The sequence below is a fragment of the Paraglaciecola sp. genome (assembly GCF_039943935.1).
Taxonomy (GTDB): Bacteria; Pseudomonadota; Gammaproteobacteria; order Enterobacterales; family Alteromonadaceae; genus Paraglaciecola.
In genome coordinates, this window is sequence record NZ_JBDUZQ010000001.1 from 92,927 (window position 1) to 106,094 (window position 13,168).

13 protein-coding genes are annotated in these 13,168 nt (G+C 38.3%); 9 read left to right on the top strand and 4 right to left on the bottom strand.

Annotation, left to right across the window (positions count from 1 at the left end; all coding sequences use genetic code 11):
* Nucleotides 1-38 precede the first annotated feature (38 nt).
* The 5 genes from hfq (at nt 39) to ABJD71_RS00415 (ending at nt 4,255) form a co-directional block, all read left to right on the top strand.
* Nucleotides 39-284 (top strand): RNA chaperone Hfq, encoded by a 246-nt coding sequence (hfq, locus tag ABJD71_RS00395; protein WP_348162855.1) that lies wholly within the window; start codon nt 39-41, stop codon nt 282-284.
* A 17-nt stretch (nt 285-301) separates the two neighbouring features.
* Nucleotides 302-1,591 (top strand): ribosome rescue GTPase HflX, encoded by a 1,290-nt coding sequence (gene hflX / locus ABJD71_RS00400; protein WP_348162858.1) that lies wholly within the window; start codon nt 302-304, stop codon nt 1,589-1,591.
* Between the two features lie 85 nt (nt 1,592-1,676).
* Nucleotides 1,677-2,834: an FtsH protease activity modulator HflK gene (gene hflK / locus ABJD71_RS00405; RefSeq protein ID WP_348162861.1), complete on the top strand. Its 1,158-nt coding sequence runs from the start codon at nt 1,677-1,679 to the stop codon at nt 2,832-2,834.
* Between the two features lie 3 nt (nt 2,835-2,837).
* The gene (gene hflC, locus ABJD71_RS00410) at nt 2,838-3,719 is read left to right on the top strand and encodes a protease modulator HflC (RefSeq protein WP_348162864.1); all 882 of its coding nucleotides are present in this window, start codon (nt 2,838-2,840) and stop codon (nt 3,717-3,719) included.
* 149 nt (nt 3,720-3,868) lie between these two features.
* The gene (locus ABJD71_RS00415; protein ID WP_348162867.1) at nt 3,869-4,255 is read left to right on the top strand and encodes a DUF1304 domain-containing protein; all 387 of its coding nucleotides are present in this window, start codon (nt 3,869-3,871) and stop codon (nt 4,253-4,255) included.
* Here ABJD71_RS00415 and ABJD71_RS00420 read toward each other — a convergent pair.
* Genes ABJD71_RS00420 through ABJD71_RS00435 form a run of 4 tightly spaced genes read right to left on the bottom strand, consistent with a single transcriptional unit; the run spans nt 4,252 to nt 9,276 of the window.
* Nucleotides 4,252-6,411: a bifunctional diguanylate cyclase/phosphodiesterase gene (locus tag ABJD71_RS00420; protein ID WP_348162870.1), complete on the bottom strand. Its 2,160-nt coding sequence runs from the start codon at nt 6,409-6,411 to the stop codon at nt 4,252-4,254. The genes ABJD71_RS00415 and ABJD71_RS00420 overlap by 4 nt on opposite strands.
* An 8-nt stretch (nt 6,412-6,419) precedes the next feature.
* Nucleotides 6,420-6,911: a Rab family GTPase gene (locus ABJD71_RS00425; protein ID WP_348162873.1), complete on the bottom strand. Its 492-nt coding sequence runs from the start codon at nt 6,909-6,911 to the stop codon at nt 6,420-6,422.
* 56 nt (nt 6,912-6,967) lie between these two features.
* The gene (locus ABJD71_RS00430) at nt 6,968-8,737 is read right to left on the bottom strand and encodes an OmpA family protein (protein WP_348162876.1); all 1,770 of its coding nucleotides are present in this window, start codon (nt 8,735-8,737) and stop codon (nt 6,968-6,970) included.
* 8 nt (nt 8,738-8,745) lie between these two features.
* Nucleotides 8,746-9,276, bottom strand: coding sequence for a hypothetical protein (locus ABJD71_RS00435; RefSeq protein ID WP_348162879.1), 531 nt, complete (start codon nt 9,274-9,276; stop codon nt 8,746-8,748).
* A 237-nt stretch (nt 9,277-9,513) separates the two neighbouring features.
* Between ABJD71_RS00435 and hemH the strand changes: the two genes are divergently transcribed.
* The 4 genes from hemH (at nt 9,514) to ABJD71_RS00455 (ending at nt 13,150) form a co-directional block, all read left to right on the top strand.
* Nucleotides 9,514-10,593 (top strand): ferrochelatase, encoded by a 1,080-nt coding sequence (gene hemH / locus ABJD71_RS00440; protein WP_348162882.1) that lies wholly within the window; start codon nt 9,514-9,516, stop codon nt 10,591-10,593.
* 175 nt (nt 10,594-10,768) lie between these two features.
* Nucleotides 10,769-12,043, top strand: a complete 1,275-nt coding sequence (locus tag ABJD71_RS00445) for a DUF819 family protein (RefSeq protein WP_348162885.1) — start codon at nt 10,769-10,771, stop codon at nt 12,041-12,043.
* A 3-nt stretch (nt 12,044-12,046) separates the two neighbouring features.
* Nucleotides 12,047-12,460, top strand: a complete 414-nt coding sequence (locus tag ABJD71_RS00450; RefSeq protein WP_348162888.1) for a DUF4112 domain-containing protein — start codon at nt 12,047-12,049, stop codon at nt 12,458-12,460.
* Nucleotides 12,461-12,541: 81 nt separating this feature from the next.
* Nucleotides 12,542-13,150 carry a glutathione S-transferase gene (locus tag ABJD71_RS00455; protein WP_348162891.1) on the top strand — a complete coding sequence of 203 codons (609 nt, stop codon included), beginning with the start codon at nt 12,542-12,544 and terminating at the stop codon, nt 13,148-13,150.
* The last annotated feature ends 18 nt before the right edge of the window (nt 13,151-13,168 follow it).

Genomic DNA, 13,168 nt, shown 5'->3' on the forward strand with positions numbered 1-13,168 from the left:
TTGGAGTTTTTTCTAAATAATAAAAAAAAGGAAATACAATGGCTAAAGGGCAATCGTTACAAGACCCGTTCTTAAATGCGCTGCGTAAAGAGCGTATTCCAGTTTCTATTTACCTAGTTAATGGGATTAAACTCCAAGGACAGGTTGAATCGTTTGATCAATTCGTAATTTTATTAAAGAATACAGTGAGTCAGATGGTGTATAAACACGCCATTTCTACTGTAGTTCCATCTCGCGCGATACCAATGCCAGCGACTGGCCCAGCGGAATCAGACGACAGTTAAAGTGTTAGGAGAACGGCTTGTTTGACCGTTATGAAACTGGTGAACAGGCAGTTTTAGTACATGTAGATTTTTCAGATGAAAATAGCAAAGAAGATTTACTAGAGCTTCAGCTCCTTGTGTCTTCTGCTGGTGTAAATGCAATCGATGTGGTGACTGGTTCACGCCAAGCACCGCAAGCTCGTTATTTTGTTGGCAGCGGTAAAGCTGAGGAAATAGCTAATGCAGTGCGTGCACAACAAGCTGATATTGTTATTTTTAACCATTCTTTGTCCCCTTCCCAAGAGCGTAATCTTGAACAGTTGTGCAAATGTAGAGTATTAGACCGAACGGGTCTAATACTAGACATATTTGCCCAACGTGCTAGAACTCATGAAGGTAAACTGCAAGTAGAGTTGGCTCAACTTAGGCATATTAGTACTAGACTAATTAGAGGCTGGACGCATCTTGAAAGGCAAAAAGGTGGTATCGGTCTTCGAGGGCCAGGTGAAACTCAGCTCGAAACTGACAGGCGATTACTAAGAGCGCGTATTAAAGCGATTTTACGACGCTTAGAAAAAGTACAAAAACAACGAGAGCAAGGCAGACGCTCTAGAGTTCGAGCAGAAATACCAACTGTATCTTTAGTTGGGTATACCAATGCTGGGAAGTCTACTTTGTTTAATACAGTCACCGAAGCCTCTGTTTACGCTGCAGACCAGCTATTTGCAACACTAGACCCGACTCTCAGAAAAATTCAGTTACAAGATGTAGGATCAGCAATTCTAGCTGATACAGTTGGTTTTATACGACATCTCCCCCATGATCTAATTGCAGCTTTTAAAGCGACACTTCAAGAAACACAGCAAGCTGATTTATTATTACATGTTGTGGATTATTCTGACGATCAGTTTCGTGAGAATATAGACGAAGTGAATGATGTTTTAGAAGAGATTGATGCACACGAAATTCAGCAGCTTGTGGTCTGCAATAAAATAGATCGAATGGATGGTGTGAAGGCCAAGATAGACAGAGACGATACGGGGATGCCCATCCGTGTTTGGATATCAGCTCAGCAAGGTATTGGTATAAATTTATTAAATGATGCGATTACCGAGTGTTTGTCGAAAAATATGGTGCAGCATAGTTTATGTATTCCTCCATCGAAAAGTAGTTTACGTGGGGTTTTTTTTGATATGAACTGCATTGCCTCACAAAGTTATGCAGAAAACGGTGACTGGCAAGTTGATGTTAGAATGGAAAAAAGTGATTGGCAAAGATTGATTAAGCGAGTGGATACAGATTTAGAATCGTATATAGTGGAATATTAAAAGATTAAATATAGATCAAAAAATTAAGAATTACGTATTGTAGATAGGTTTGACCTATTTTGAATTAACTAGCTGGAGAATAACAATGGCTTGGAATGAGCCCGGTGGTAACAATAATGATCCTTGGAAAAATAAGGGCGGCCGCGATCAAGGTCCACCTGATTTAGATGAGGTGTTCAAAAATCTAATGGGTAAGATTAGTAAATTTGGTGGTGGCGGCAAAGGCGATTCGAATGGCGGTAAAGGGCTAGGCGGCATCGGACTGGCCGTGATACTAGGTATCTTAGTTGTGGTTTATGTCTTTAGTGGTTTTTATACCATTCGAGAAGCTGAGCGAGGTGTTGTTCTTCGATTTGGTGAGTTTAATAAGTTTGTTGAACCCGGACTTCAATGGAAGCCTACCTTTGTAGATAAAGTAATTCCAGTAGATGTGCAAACTGTTCGCTCGATGCCTTCTTCAGGCTCTATGTTGACCGAAGACGAAAACGTAGTTCGTGTAGAAATGGAAGTGCAATATAAAATTTTAGAACCTTATAAATACACCTTTGCCGTCACTAGTCCAGAAGAAAGCCTTAGTCAGGCATTCGATAGTGCCATACGGTATGTGGTGGGACATTCTAAAATGGATAGTGTGTTGACTGCCGGTCGTGAAGGTGCGAGGCAGAGTGTTCGAGATGAGCTTATAGGAATTATTGAGTCCTACGATATGGGAATTACAATTGTCGACTTAAACTTTAAAGACGCTAGGCCTCCGGAAGAAGTTAAAGAAGCGTTTGATGATGCTATCGCTGCTCAGGAAGATGAACAACGTTTTATTAACGAAGCAGAAGCCTACTCTCGTGAAATTGAGCCCCGTGCCCGTGGCCAAGTAAACAGAATGGCGCAAGAAGCACAAGCGTATAAAGAGCGTGTAACCCTAGAAGCACAAGGTGAAATAGCTCGTTTTGAAGAATTACTTCCTCAATATCAAGCAGCACCTGAAGTTACCCGAAGTCGTATATATTTAGAGACGTTAGAAGAAGTTTACAGTAATACTAGTAAGATTCTGGTGGATACTGAAGGTACAGGAAATATGATGTATTTGCCTTTAGATAAAATATTAGAACGTCAAACTGGCCCAAGTATTCCAGCTAATATCCGGAGTACATTAGAAGGTTTACAAAATCAAGATGATAGTAGTCAGCCAGTATCAAGTAACACCAGAACCACTCGTGGCAATGGCCTACGTAATGGGAGAAACTAAGCTATGAAAAATTTTATTGGAGTAATTGTTGTAGTTTTAGCTCTACTTGCGTCTGGTTCACTTTTTGTTGTCGATGAAGGTACCAAAGCGATTGTTATTCAGTTTGGGAAAGTTCAACGAGACAATGATACTGGGGACACGGTTGTATTTGAGCCAGGCCTTCATTTCAAGTTGCCACTCTTTGATCGAGTGGTTAAATTAGATTCTCGCATACAAACCTTAGACGAAGCGCCAGATCGGTTTGTTACATCCGAGAAAAAAGACTTAATCGTAAATTTATACGTGAAGTGGAAAATTAAAGATTTTGCTACCTACTATCTAGCGACTGGTGGAATAAAAGGTAATGCAGAAGTGTTGTTACAACAGAAAGTAAATAACGGTTTACGTTCTGAGTTTGGTACTCGAACTATTCAACAAATTGTCTCAGGAGAGCGCTCAGAGTTAATGGACGAAGCAATGGAGCAAGCCTCTTCCAGTTCAGATGAGTTAGGTATAGAAATTGTAGATGTGCGAGTTAAACAAATTAATTTACCTACTGAAGTACGTAATTTCATCTTCCAGCGTATGCGTACTGAACGTGAAGCAGTTGCTAGAGAGCATAGGTCAGAAGGTAAAGAGAAAGCTGAGTTCATCAAAGCTGATATCGATGCCAAGGTGACGGTTATGTTAGCTGATGCAGAACGTAATTTACGTAAATTGAAAGGTGAAGGTGATGCCCAAGCTGCGCAAATTTACGCAGAGACTTATACAAAAGATCCTGAATTTTACAGTTTTTTACGTAGTATGGATGCCTACAAGAAAAGTTTTAGTAGTAAACAAGACGTGTTAGTGGTTGAACCTGATAGTGACTTCTTTAGATATATGAAAGGTCAAACGGGTAAATAGTTAACCGATATAGTAAAAAAGCGCCAATAGGCGCTTTTTTAATTCCTATATTTTAGGATTTTGCTACTTGTATTGAGTGCAATTCTTGCAACTTTACGTAAATTCCCACACTATAAATCCCATAATAAAAATTACAATAGGTTTTCTTAATGAGTTTCTTTGCTGGTTTTATGACATTTTTTGTTGCCGCTCTACATTTTAGTTTTTTAGTATTAGAGATGTTCTTTTGGAATCATCCCGTCGGTCATAAAATATTTTCAATGACCGAGGAGGTTGCTAAGTCCTCAGAAATATTAGCAATGAACCAAGGCTTATATAATGGTTTTTTGGGACTAGGGTTATTGTTAGGATTAATAACAGGTAATCAAACTTTAAAAGTTTTTTTATTACTTTGTATTATTGTTGCAGGGATCTTTGGTGGGCTTACTGCTAAAACAAGCATTCTATATATTCAAGCTTTACCAGCGTTTATCACTTTGTTACTAGTAATTAAAAGCAAAAGGCGCAGAGCAGGAGAGCAACGTTTGTTTTCTTAGAGGGGCAATCTAGTTTTATTTTTTAGTAGTTGGCAAAAATCTATGAATGGAAGTGGGGGGCTGAATAGATAACCTTGTGCCACATTGCAATTGTTTGTGACTAAGAAGTTGCGCTGGACTTGAGTTTCTACTCCTTCTGCAATGACTCCTAAATTCAAGCTTTTAGCCATAGATATAATGGCAAGAATTAATGCAAAGTCCTCCTCTTTGCTAGATCCCGTTAACTCTTTAATAAAAGCTCTATCTATCTTAATGTTGTCAATTCGCAGTTTTTGTAAATAAGATAGAGAGCTATATCCAGTTCCAAAGTCATCAATAGATACCTTCATACCTAATTGGTGTATTTGTTCGAGAAGCAAGTGTACCTTTTCATAATTGTCTATCAGTACACCTTCGGTTAGTTCGAATTCAACTTTTTGCGCATTTATTTCATACTTTTCTACATTATTTTGAATAAACTCAAATAATTGGCGATCACTTATTTGACGGGGAGACAAATTTATTGAAATAGCAATAGACTCCCCTTGTTCGTTAAGTTGAGCTAGTAGCCTAAAAGCTTCGCTGATAACCCACTTTCCAATTGGAATAATTAAACCTGTTTGTTCGGCAAGGGGAATAAACTCTTGAGGTGAAACCAGTACGTTTCCATTCTGACGCCAGCGTATTAAAGCTTCTGCTTTTACAATTTGATTGTTAGACAGGTTTAATATTGGCTGTAAAAATATTTCAAATTCTTGATTGTTAATCGCGTCTCGCAATGCATCTTCCATCTCTATACGTTTACGAGATGCTTCAATAAGTTGTTTTGAGTAGAACTGAATACTGTTCTGACTTTTATATTTTTTGGCTGAATATACAGCTAAATCAGCGTACTTCATAAGCTCTTCCGCATTGCTGGAATCTAACGGAAAACTCGCTGCACCTACATTTAGCCCTATCTCACATTTTTGACCTGATGCTGGGTAAAATGGGATACGACATGTGTTGATTAATTCTTCTGCAATTTTTGAACATTGTTCTTGATATTTTACATATTGATTAGGATTCCCTTCTTTTAAATTTACTATTACGGCGAATTCTGTGCCACCAATTCGAGATAGTAAATCATTTCCTTGGGTAATCGATTTAAGCCGACTGGCTAGCTCCTTAATGACTTGATCACCAATTTGATGACCATACAATTCATTAATACGTTTGAAGTTTTTTATATCACAATACAACAAACAAAAAGGGAAACCTTGGTTTACTTTTTCTTCAAGCTTTCTCCAAAAAAATTGTCGATTTGGTAAGTCCGTAACCGCATCAAAGTGAACTAATTTTTCATTACGTTTTAGTAGAAACTTAATTTGAGTTATATCACTTACGCTCAATAGCCAGTATTGTATAACCTGATCAGCAGACATTATTGGATGTATGGTCATCTTTAACCATTTTCCATATCTCGGTGGGTTTAACCAATAAAGCTCTCCAGTCCACGTGCTGCCAGTTGAAAAAACTCGCTCGCACTCTGGGTATTGAGTTCTAAATAGCTCAATCACTAACCTATCTTCGGGTAAGTTCATTTTTACATTTGAGTCAGTGAATAGAACTTTTAAAGCTGGGTTACTCTTTACCAATTGTAATTCAGGAGTCAGTATTGCCACCCCTAAGTCTGTTTGCTCTAAGGCTTGAGATATCTGTTGTTTTAAATGAAATGTTTGAGAAGGGCCACTGAGCAATTCATCCATTTTGGCATGTAAATGCTCATGCAGTTCTGAGATTTTGTCTGCTGAAAACATCAGCTCTCTAGCTATTTGTAGCGTTTTTTGCTTTTCCTTAAAGCTAGTATCTATTTTATTTATTTGTAGGAATTGTCTATTATCTTTAAAAATAGCGGTGGCTTCTAGCCTAAGTATCTGGTCTGGCAGTTGCTCCGACCAGATACCGGAATCAATTTTTCCATCTTTTTCTGATTCCCATAGAATTTTTGCGTCAGTCAAAAAATCTAACAGGTAAGGAGATGAGTCTTCACTAAAGTTAAATATCCCTACTGCTTCAGGTAAAAGCTCTGCTGCCCATCTATTGGATGTATACAACACTTCAAATTCATTTGTGCTCAACCGCTGAATAATAATACAATCCAGCAAATCCAATGTTTTAAGAAGTGATGCGTCCATGCTTTATTTTACTCTGCTATTAGTTGAGCTAGGTGATTGAACATGGTTTCTACATTCTGACCCGTTTTAGCACTAGTATGGAAAGTTTTTTCATAACCACTTTGGATTTCTTCAACTTCTTTATCGCTCCAATGCCAAACTTCTGGTAAATCAGATTTATTAATGGCTAATATCCCAGGAATATCGGTTACTTCTTTTATCATTTTTTGAATCTCAACACCTTCAAGTAAAGACTGAGATCGGGTTTGGTCAGACACTATAATATAGGCGGCAGCACCCCTAAGGTATTTTGGTTGGAAACCACAATAACGATCAATACCTTCGATGTCCCAAATCATCAATTTGACTTGGCCAGATTCAGTTTCTACTTGTTTTTTATCTATTTTAACGCCAATTGATGTAAGGTATTTTTCGGAAAAAATACCTTCAACATATTGCTTTATTAGACTGGTTTTCCCCACCCCAGATGAACCAAGTAAACATATTTTTTTTTGCATCATGGCTATACTGAGGCCTCTGTACCTTGTGTACTTCTCATTATCTACTCGACGTTATTTTATGGATTGCCGGTGTTAAAATATACCACATTTATTAATACCATCCGTGCGTCTTTTTGTGACGTATCTAAATCTATTGCACCTAATCCTATTGCATTCAAGCGTTTTTCGTCAATTCCTAGTTGTTGCAATTTAGACTTTATACTATCTGCCCGCATTTGACTCAGTACTTTGTTATATTCAGAATCACCAGACATATCGCTGGTGCCCATTAATATAAGGCTGATGGACAAGCGTAATTTCTGAGCTAATGACTCAAGCTCTTTGAAATGTTGTGTTATTGAAAATACCGTATTTTCGGCACTACGGGATAATTCACTTTCACCATAGGCAAATGTAATTCGCAGCCTATTTATTTCGGCTATTTTGATATCCAGAATTTCTTTTATTAGCTGTATATCTTCTACAGGGTTTGTGTCAACAACTTCTATAGATAACGCATTCATCCAATCGCTTTGAAAGTTAAGCCCAGCGATAGCTCGTAAATCTGTTTCTAGTCTTCGTTGTTCAGATATGGCAATTGTTCCTGTAAAATTAGGCTGTTTCATCGTCCAATCTATTTTTATATTAGGGAATTTTTTTAACACGTTCATTACTTTAGCTTTCACTAGACTGGGTTCTAAGGATAAAAACGCCCTTTCTTTTATCTGCAAATGTTGCTGAGTAATATTCTGCTTCTGTAACCACTCGCTAATAGGTTGTGCTGTAGGATCTCTTAGCACATTCAACTGTACTTTATTTAAACCAAACGTAGAGATATCGGTAATCAAAATACCAGGTTCATTGTCTATTAGTTTTACTTTTTCTAATAAGCTATAGGCTTGCCATTGCTTTGCAAAAAGGTACCCAATACCACTCAAAAAGATGATTACCACTACCCAGGCAAACCAAGGTTTTTTCTTTTTACCTTGATGCTCTGGTTTTAGCTCTGAAATTAAACAAGTTCGCAATTGATTTTGTGTATGTTCAAATGGCACAGCGTCGCCATTAAAGCTTGTTAATTCTTGGTCGTAGAGGCTGTGAATTTCTTCTAAAGTTTGCTGTAGTTGGTTTGCCACACCTTGCGGCATATTTCCTGTAATAGATGCCACAACAACGGCCTTAGGCCCAGGCTTAATCAATAAAGAAAAATCACTAGTACGAATAACGTTTAAGTGTTGTTCGCTAGAGTCTTGATTAGGTTTAAATGAATCTGAAACAAAATCATTTATTGCCGTTAGCATTGACGACATTAAGTCAGGATCTGTCCCTGTATCTAAGCCATAAGATACTGAATTCAATAACAAGCCTGTTTCACTGTGAATCAAGAAAACTTGCTCTACTCGAAACGCGAAGGTTTGACTAGCCGCATATTGGGAAAAGCTGACACCTGACTGCCATGCTTTAAATCGCCATTTGAGTCCTTTAATCGTGAAACTATTTTCTAAGAGTGTATTGGTTTTTTCTAAAAATTCAGTAATGAATGCCGTGACAGATTTACGAACTAAGCTACCGACTAGAGGGTATAGATAGCCTACAAATTGTTGACTATGATTAACAATAGAGGTTTCAACAGACTTCTCGACAAGTGGAAGTAGTACGGTATTAACAGAGCCATCTAATTTTTCTCGATCATGTAAGGCTTCTGATAAAACGTCACTTACAATGCCTCTTGCATTTTTATGTAGTTTTTCAGTAACGTGCTGACCGTCAGCACCTAACACTATCTCACGCAACTTATGCATTTGTTGCTCAAGCTGTTGTGATGATGCTTCCTTGTTATCTGGCATTCTTGTTACTACTCGTCGTCGCCAGTTTCAAGATTAGAAGCAACGGTTGCTAATAGTTTAGCGAGGGTTTTACGGTCTGTTTTACTTGAATTTAACTCTGAAGATACCTGTGTCAGTTTTGCCAGCGCTTCTTCAAGTTGATGGTTGAACTTAACAGTCAGTTCGTTTACTTCACTGTCGATTCTTTTATGTAGCTCGTCCGCTTCTTGTTTGTTGTTTGTTTCAGCCATTTCTAACTCTGAGGAAATTTTGTCGGCATAAGCATTAAGCTCTGCTGACTTTTGTTCTTGCCCTTGGTCAGCTAACGCGAGCTTATCTTCTAACTGATTAAACCCATCTTGCATACTTGTATGTAAAGACTTTGTATTTGTTTCAACTAAAAGTTCCATTTTCTTAAAGCTATCTTGAGTGTGTTGTTCTAAAGCAGAAATTCGTAGTTCAATCTCATTTTTTGCTGCGCCAAAAACTATATCTCTGAGGCTATCTAATTCTGAGCCTAGATGTGATTGACTATCTACATTACTTTTTTTATTCGCCATGCTGTAACCCTCTACTTTAATTCAAGTTCCTTAGTGCATCGATAGTCTAATGATGCACATGTTTCATCTAAAATCATACTGATTTTGTTGCCATTAGAGTAAAAAATAGGGCTCAATAAACTAGATATCTAATTGATTTTTATCTGCAATGGTCCAAAATGCTATGCTAATCGTATTTTCAGACATTATATGTTGAGTCAGGGCTGGTTTGCCTTTGGCTTTATCGAGAGCTTTTTCATGAAATATCAAGGCAACCCTTCGTTTAGTCACAGCCAAAGAGATAAAGTTGGTGTGTTAGTCACCAATTTAGGCACTCCAGATGCCCCCAAAAAAGCAGAACTTAGACGCTACCTAAAAGAGTTTTTATCTGACCCGCGAGTTGTAGAGGTGCCCAGGCTTATTTGGTGGATGATATTGAACTTTGTTATTTTAAATATTCGGCCTAGTCGTTCTGCCAAAGCCTATTCTGGAGTATGGACTGAGCGGGGCTCACCATTATTATTTCACACTGAAGACCAAGCAAATGCGATTAGAGAAAAGTTAGTTTCAGAGTATGGTGACCATATTGTGGTGGAGTTTGCTATGCGCTATGGCTCGCCATCAATTAACTCTGTGGTAGACAAAATGCAGCAACAAGGTGTCAGAAAGTTATTAGTATTACCTTTGTATCCACAATATTGTGCATCAACCACAGCATCGACTTTTGATGCTGTAGCGCAACATTTTATGAAGAAGCGCTGGATGCCAGAGCTAAGGTTCATAACTCATTACCACGATAATGATGGATATATTGAAGCTGTGTCTGAGAAAATTCGTGAGCACTGGAAAGTAAACGGTAAGGCAAACAAACTTGTTTTTAGTTATCACGGTATTCCTAAAAGGTATTTATTGAAAGGTGACCCTTATCATTGCGAGTGCCATAAAACCTCTCGCTTAATTGCTGAAAATTTGGGTTTAAACAAGAATGAATATTTTACAAGCTTTCAATCTCGCTTTGGTCGTGAGGAGTGGCTTACACCTTACACCGATGAGTCATTAAAATCATTCCCGGCTCAAGGAGTTAAGTCTGTCCAAGTTGTGTGTCCTGGATTTTCTGCTGATTGTTTAGAAACTATTGAGGAAATTGGTGAAGAAAACAGAGATTATTTTTTGGAAGCAGGTGGAGAAAGATACGAATATATAGATGCCCTAAATGCAGATGCACAACATATCGAAGCTTTGCACCATATTTTGGTTGGTAACCTCAGTGGTTGGTTGTCAGTACCAGAAGACACTACTCAAAGAAGTGTATTATCAAAGGCAATGGGTGCAGGGTGATTGCTATCGTCCCAATTTTTACAAGATTAAATATTACCATGCCTCCTGTTACGTAAGGCTTGTGTTAACATAACGTTAATGCAGTGGCTGCTTTTTGGTGGTTTGTTATAAAAAAATAATTATAAAAGTCGCGTTAAATTTTAAGGATAATGCGATCGCAAAACAGGAATCGTTCATGTCAACACTCACAATTACAGAGCAAGCAATAGCTCATACTCCATTATTCACAAACGACGCTACCATAATGGGGATTTTGGCCATTCTACTTGGTTTAGTTTTTTATACCGCCGGTAGTGTGGCCTCTTTTTGGCGTAAATTTTATATGTTTGTGCCTTCAGTTTTACTTTGTTATTTCTTGCCTTCATTGTTAAACACTTTTGGGTTAATTGATGGAGAAGAGTCACAGCTTTATTTTGTGGCATCCCGTTATTTATTACCGGCATGCTTGGTTTTACTAACCCTTAGCGTGGATTTAAAGGCGATTTCTAAGCTAGGCAGTAAAGCGGTTATTCTGTTTTTTACTGGTACATTAGGGATCGTCATTGGTGGGCCGATTGCGTTATTAATTGTGGCTGCTTTTGTGCCTGACTTAGTTGGTGTTGACGGACCTCAAGCCGTTTGGCGAGGTATGACTACCGTAGCGGGTAGTTGGATTGGAGGAAGCGCTAACCAAGCTGCCATGAAAGAGATTTATGGTGCAGGAGACCAGATGTTTTCAGCCATGGTTACAGTAGATATTATTGTGGCTAATTTATGGATGGCTGTGTTACTAGTGATGGCGGCTAATGCTAAAACCATTGATGCTAAAACGGGTGCTGACACGTCAGCAATTGATGAGTTGAAAGACAAAGTGAGTAGCTTTGAGGCAAAACATGCCAGGATACCAACCGTTGCCGATTTAATGTTAATTGCCGCAGTGGCTTTTGGGGTGACTGGGGCTGCACACCTTTTTGCAGACAATATCACCCCATATTTCGTTGAGCAGTTTCCAAATCTAGCGAAGTTTAGTTTCCACAGTAAATTTTTCTGGATGATTATCTTTTCAAGTACGGTTGGTATTGCACTTTCTTTCACAAAAGCTAGGAGACTAGAGAGTGTTGGAGCCTCTAAATTAGGTTCTGTATTTTTGTATATATTGATTGCGACCATTGGTATGAAGATGGATGTGACTATGATTATAGAAGAGCCTGTGTTTTTCGTAATCGGTGCGATTTGGATGATAATTCACGCTTCTATGATGTTGATTGTTGCTAAGTTGATAAAAGCTCCACTGTTTTATATGGCTATTGGTAGTCAAGCGAATGTAGGTGGTGCAGCATCAGCGCCAATTGTTGCCTCGGCCTTTCACCCATCTTTAGCTCCTGTGGCAGTTATGCTGGCGGTATTAGGCTACACAGTAGGAACCTATATGGCATGGTTCTGTGGCCAAATTTTACAAAATATAGGCTAACATATGCAGGGTGATTTTTGTGCTCCTACGGAGCTTCTTAAAGCTCAAGCTCTGGCTAATTTAAGTGATAATAAAATACATATTCCAGTGATAGGTATTAGATTAGGATTAGACTTTATTATTGGCTTAATTCCAGTAATTGGAGATGTCATTATGGTCGCTGTATCATTAAATATAGTTCGCTTGGCCAGTAAAATTGGCGTGCCTAAGTATTTGATTTTTAAAATGTTAAAAAACATTGTCATTGACTTTCTAATTGGCCTCATTCCATTTGTAGGCGATATTTTTGACTTGTTTTACAAGAGTAATGAGAAAAATGTTCGCATCATGGAAATGTGGTGGGTAAACCATAAGCATCAGGATATTAAGAATTATAGCAAAGAGAAGTTAGCAGCTTGGGAAAAAACGCAAAATTAGTCATAGCTCCCTCACTACGCTATTTTATTAGTTCGTTATCAGCAATAGGTTGAAAATAACGCAGAATAGGAAGATTAATAGATGAAAATTTACGATGCTAAAACAGCACCATCGCCAAGACGAGTGAGGATATTTTTAGCAGAAAAAGCCATCCCCATGGAATATGTTCAGGTCGATCTCCAAAAAGGTGAAAATTTGTCTACAGAGATGCTTACTAAGAACCCTGTTGGAAAAATTCCCATACTGGAATTAGACGATGGGGCATGTATCAGTGAAGGTGCATCTATCTGTCGGTATTTTGAAGAAATTCAACCTGAGCCAAGCTTAATGGGGGCCACTGCCTTAGAAAAAGCGCAAATAGATATGTGGCATAGGCAAGTCGAATTGTACTTTTTTGGACAGGTTGGCATGTGCTTTCAACATAGCACTGGGTATTTTAAAGACCGTATGACACCTGTTAAAGAGTATGGTGAAGTTGCAGGTAAAAATGCTACTGGATTTCTCAATGTCTTAGAGAGACGGTTAGCTGAGTCTGAATATATCGCTGGTGACTATTACAGTATTGCTGACATAACGGCTTTATGTGCTTTGGATTTTGCTCGGGTCGTTAATATTCAGCTAACTGAAAAACATCCTAATTTGAAACGTTGGTACGACCTAGTGAGCAACCGACCCAGCGCTAAGGCTTAATATAAAACATCTTCGATT

Coding starts and splice junctions, on each gene's coding strand:
- hfq (WP_348162855.1), top strand. CDS start 39: ATGGCTAAAGGGCAATCGTTACAAGACCCGTTCTTAAATGCGCTGCGT.
- hflK (WP_348162861.1), top strand. CDS start 1,677: ATGGCTTGGAATGAGCCCGGTGGTAACAATAATGATCCTTGGAAAAAT.
- hflC (WP_348162864.1), top strand. CDS start 2,838: ATGAAAAATTTTATTGGAGTAATTGTTGTAGTTTTAGCTCTACTTGCG.
- ABJD71_RS00415 (WP_348162867.1), top strand. CDS start 3,869: ATGAGTTTCTTTGCTGGTTTTATGACATTTTTTGTTGCCGCTCTACAT.
- ABJD71_RS00420 (WP_348162870.1), bottom strand. CDS start 6,411: ATGGACGCATCACTTCTTAAAACATTGGATTTGCTGGATTGTATTATT.
- ABJD71_RS00425 (WP_348162873.1), bottom strand. CDS start 6,911: ATGATGCAAAAAAAAATATGTTTACTTGGTTCATCTGGGGTGGGGAAA.
- ABJD71_RS00430 (WP_348162876.1), bottom strand. CDS start 8,737: ATGCCAGATAACAAGGAAGCATCATCACAACAGCTTGAGCAACAAATG.
- ABJD71_RS00435 (WP_348162879.1), bottom strand. CDS start 9,276: ATGGCGAATAAAAAAAGTAATGTAGATAGTCAATCACATCTAGGCTCA.
- hemH (WP_348162882.1), top strand. CDS start 9,514: ATGAAATATCAAGGCAACCCTTCGTTTAGTCACAGCCAAAGAGATAAA.
- ABJD71_RS00445 (WP_348162885.1), top strand. CDS start 10,769: ATGTCAACACTCACAATTACAGAGCAAGCAATAGCTCATACTCCATTA.
- ABJD71_RS00450 (WP_348162888.1), top strand. CDS start 12,047: ATGCAGGGTGATTTTTGTGCTCCTACGGAGCTTCTTAAAGCTCAAGCT.
- ABJD71_RS00455 (WP_348162891.1), top strand. CDS start 12,542: ATGAAAATTTACGATGCTAAAACAGCACCATCGCCAAGACGAGTGAGG.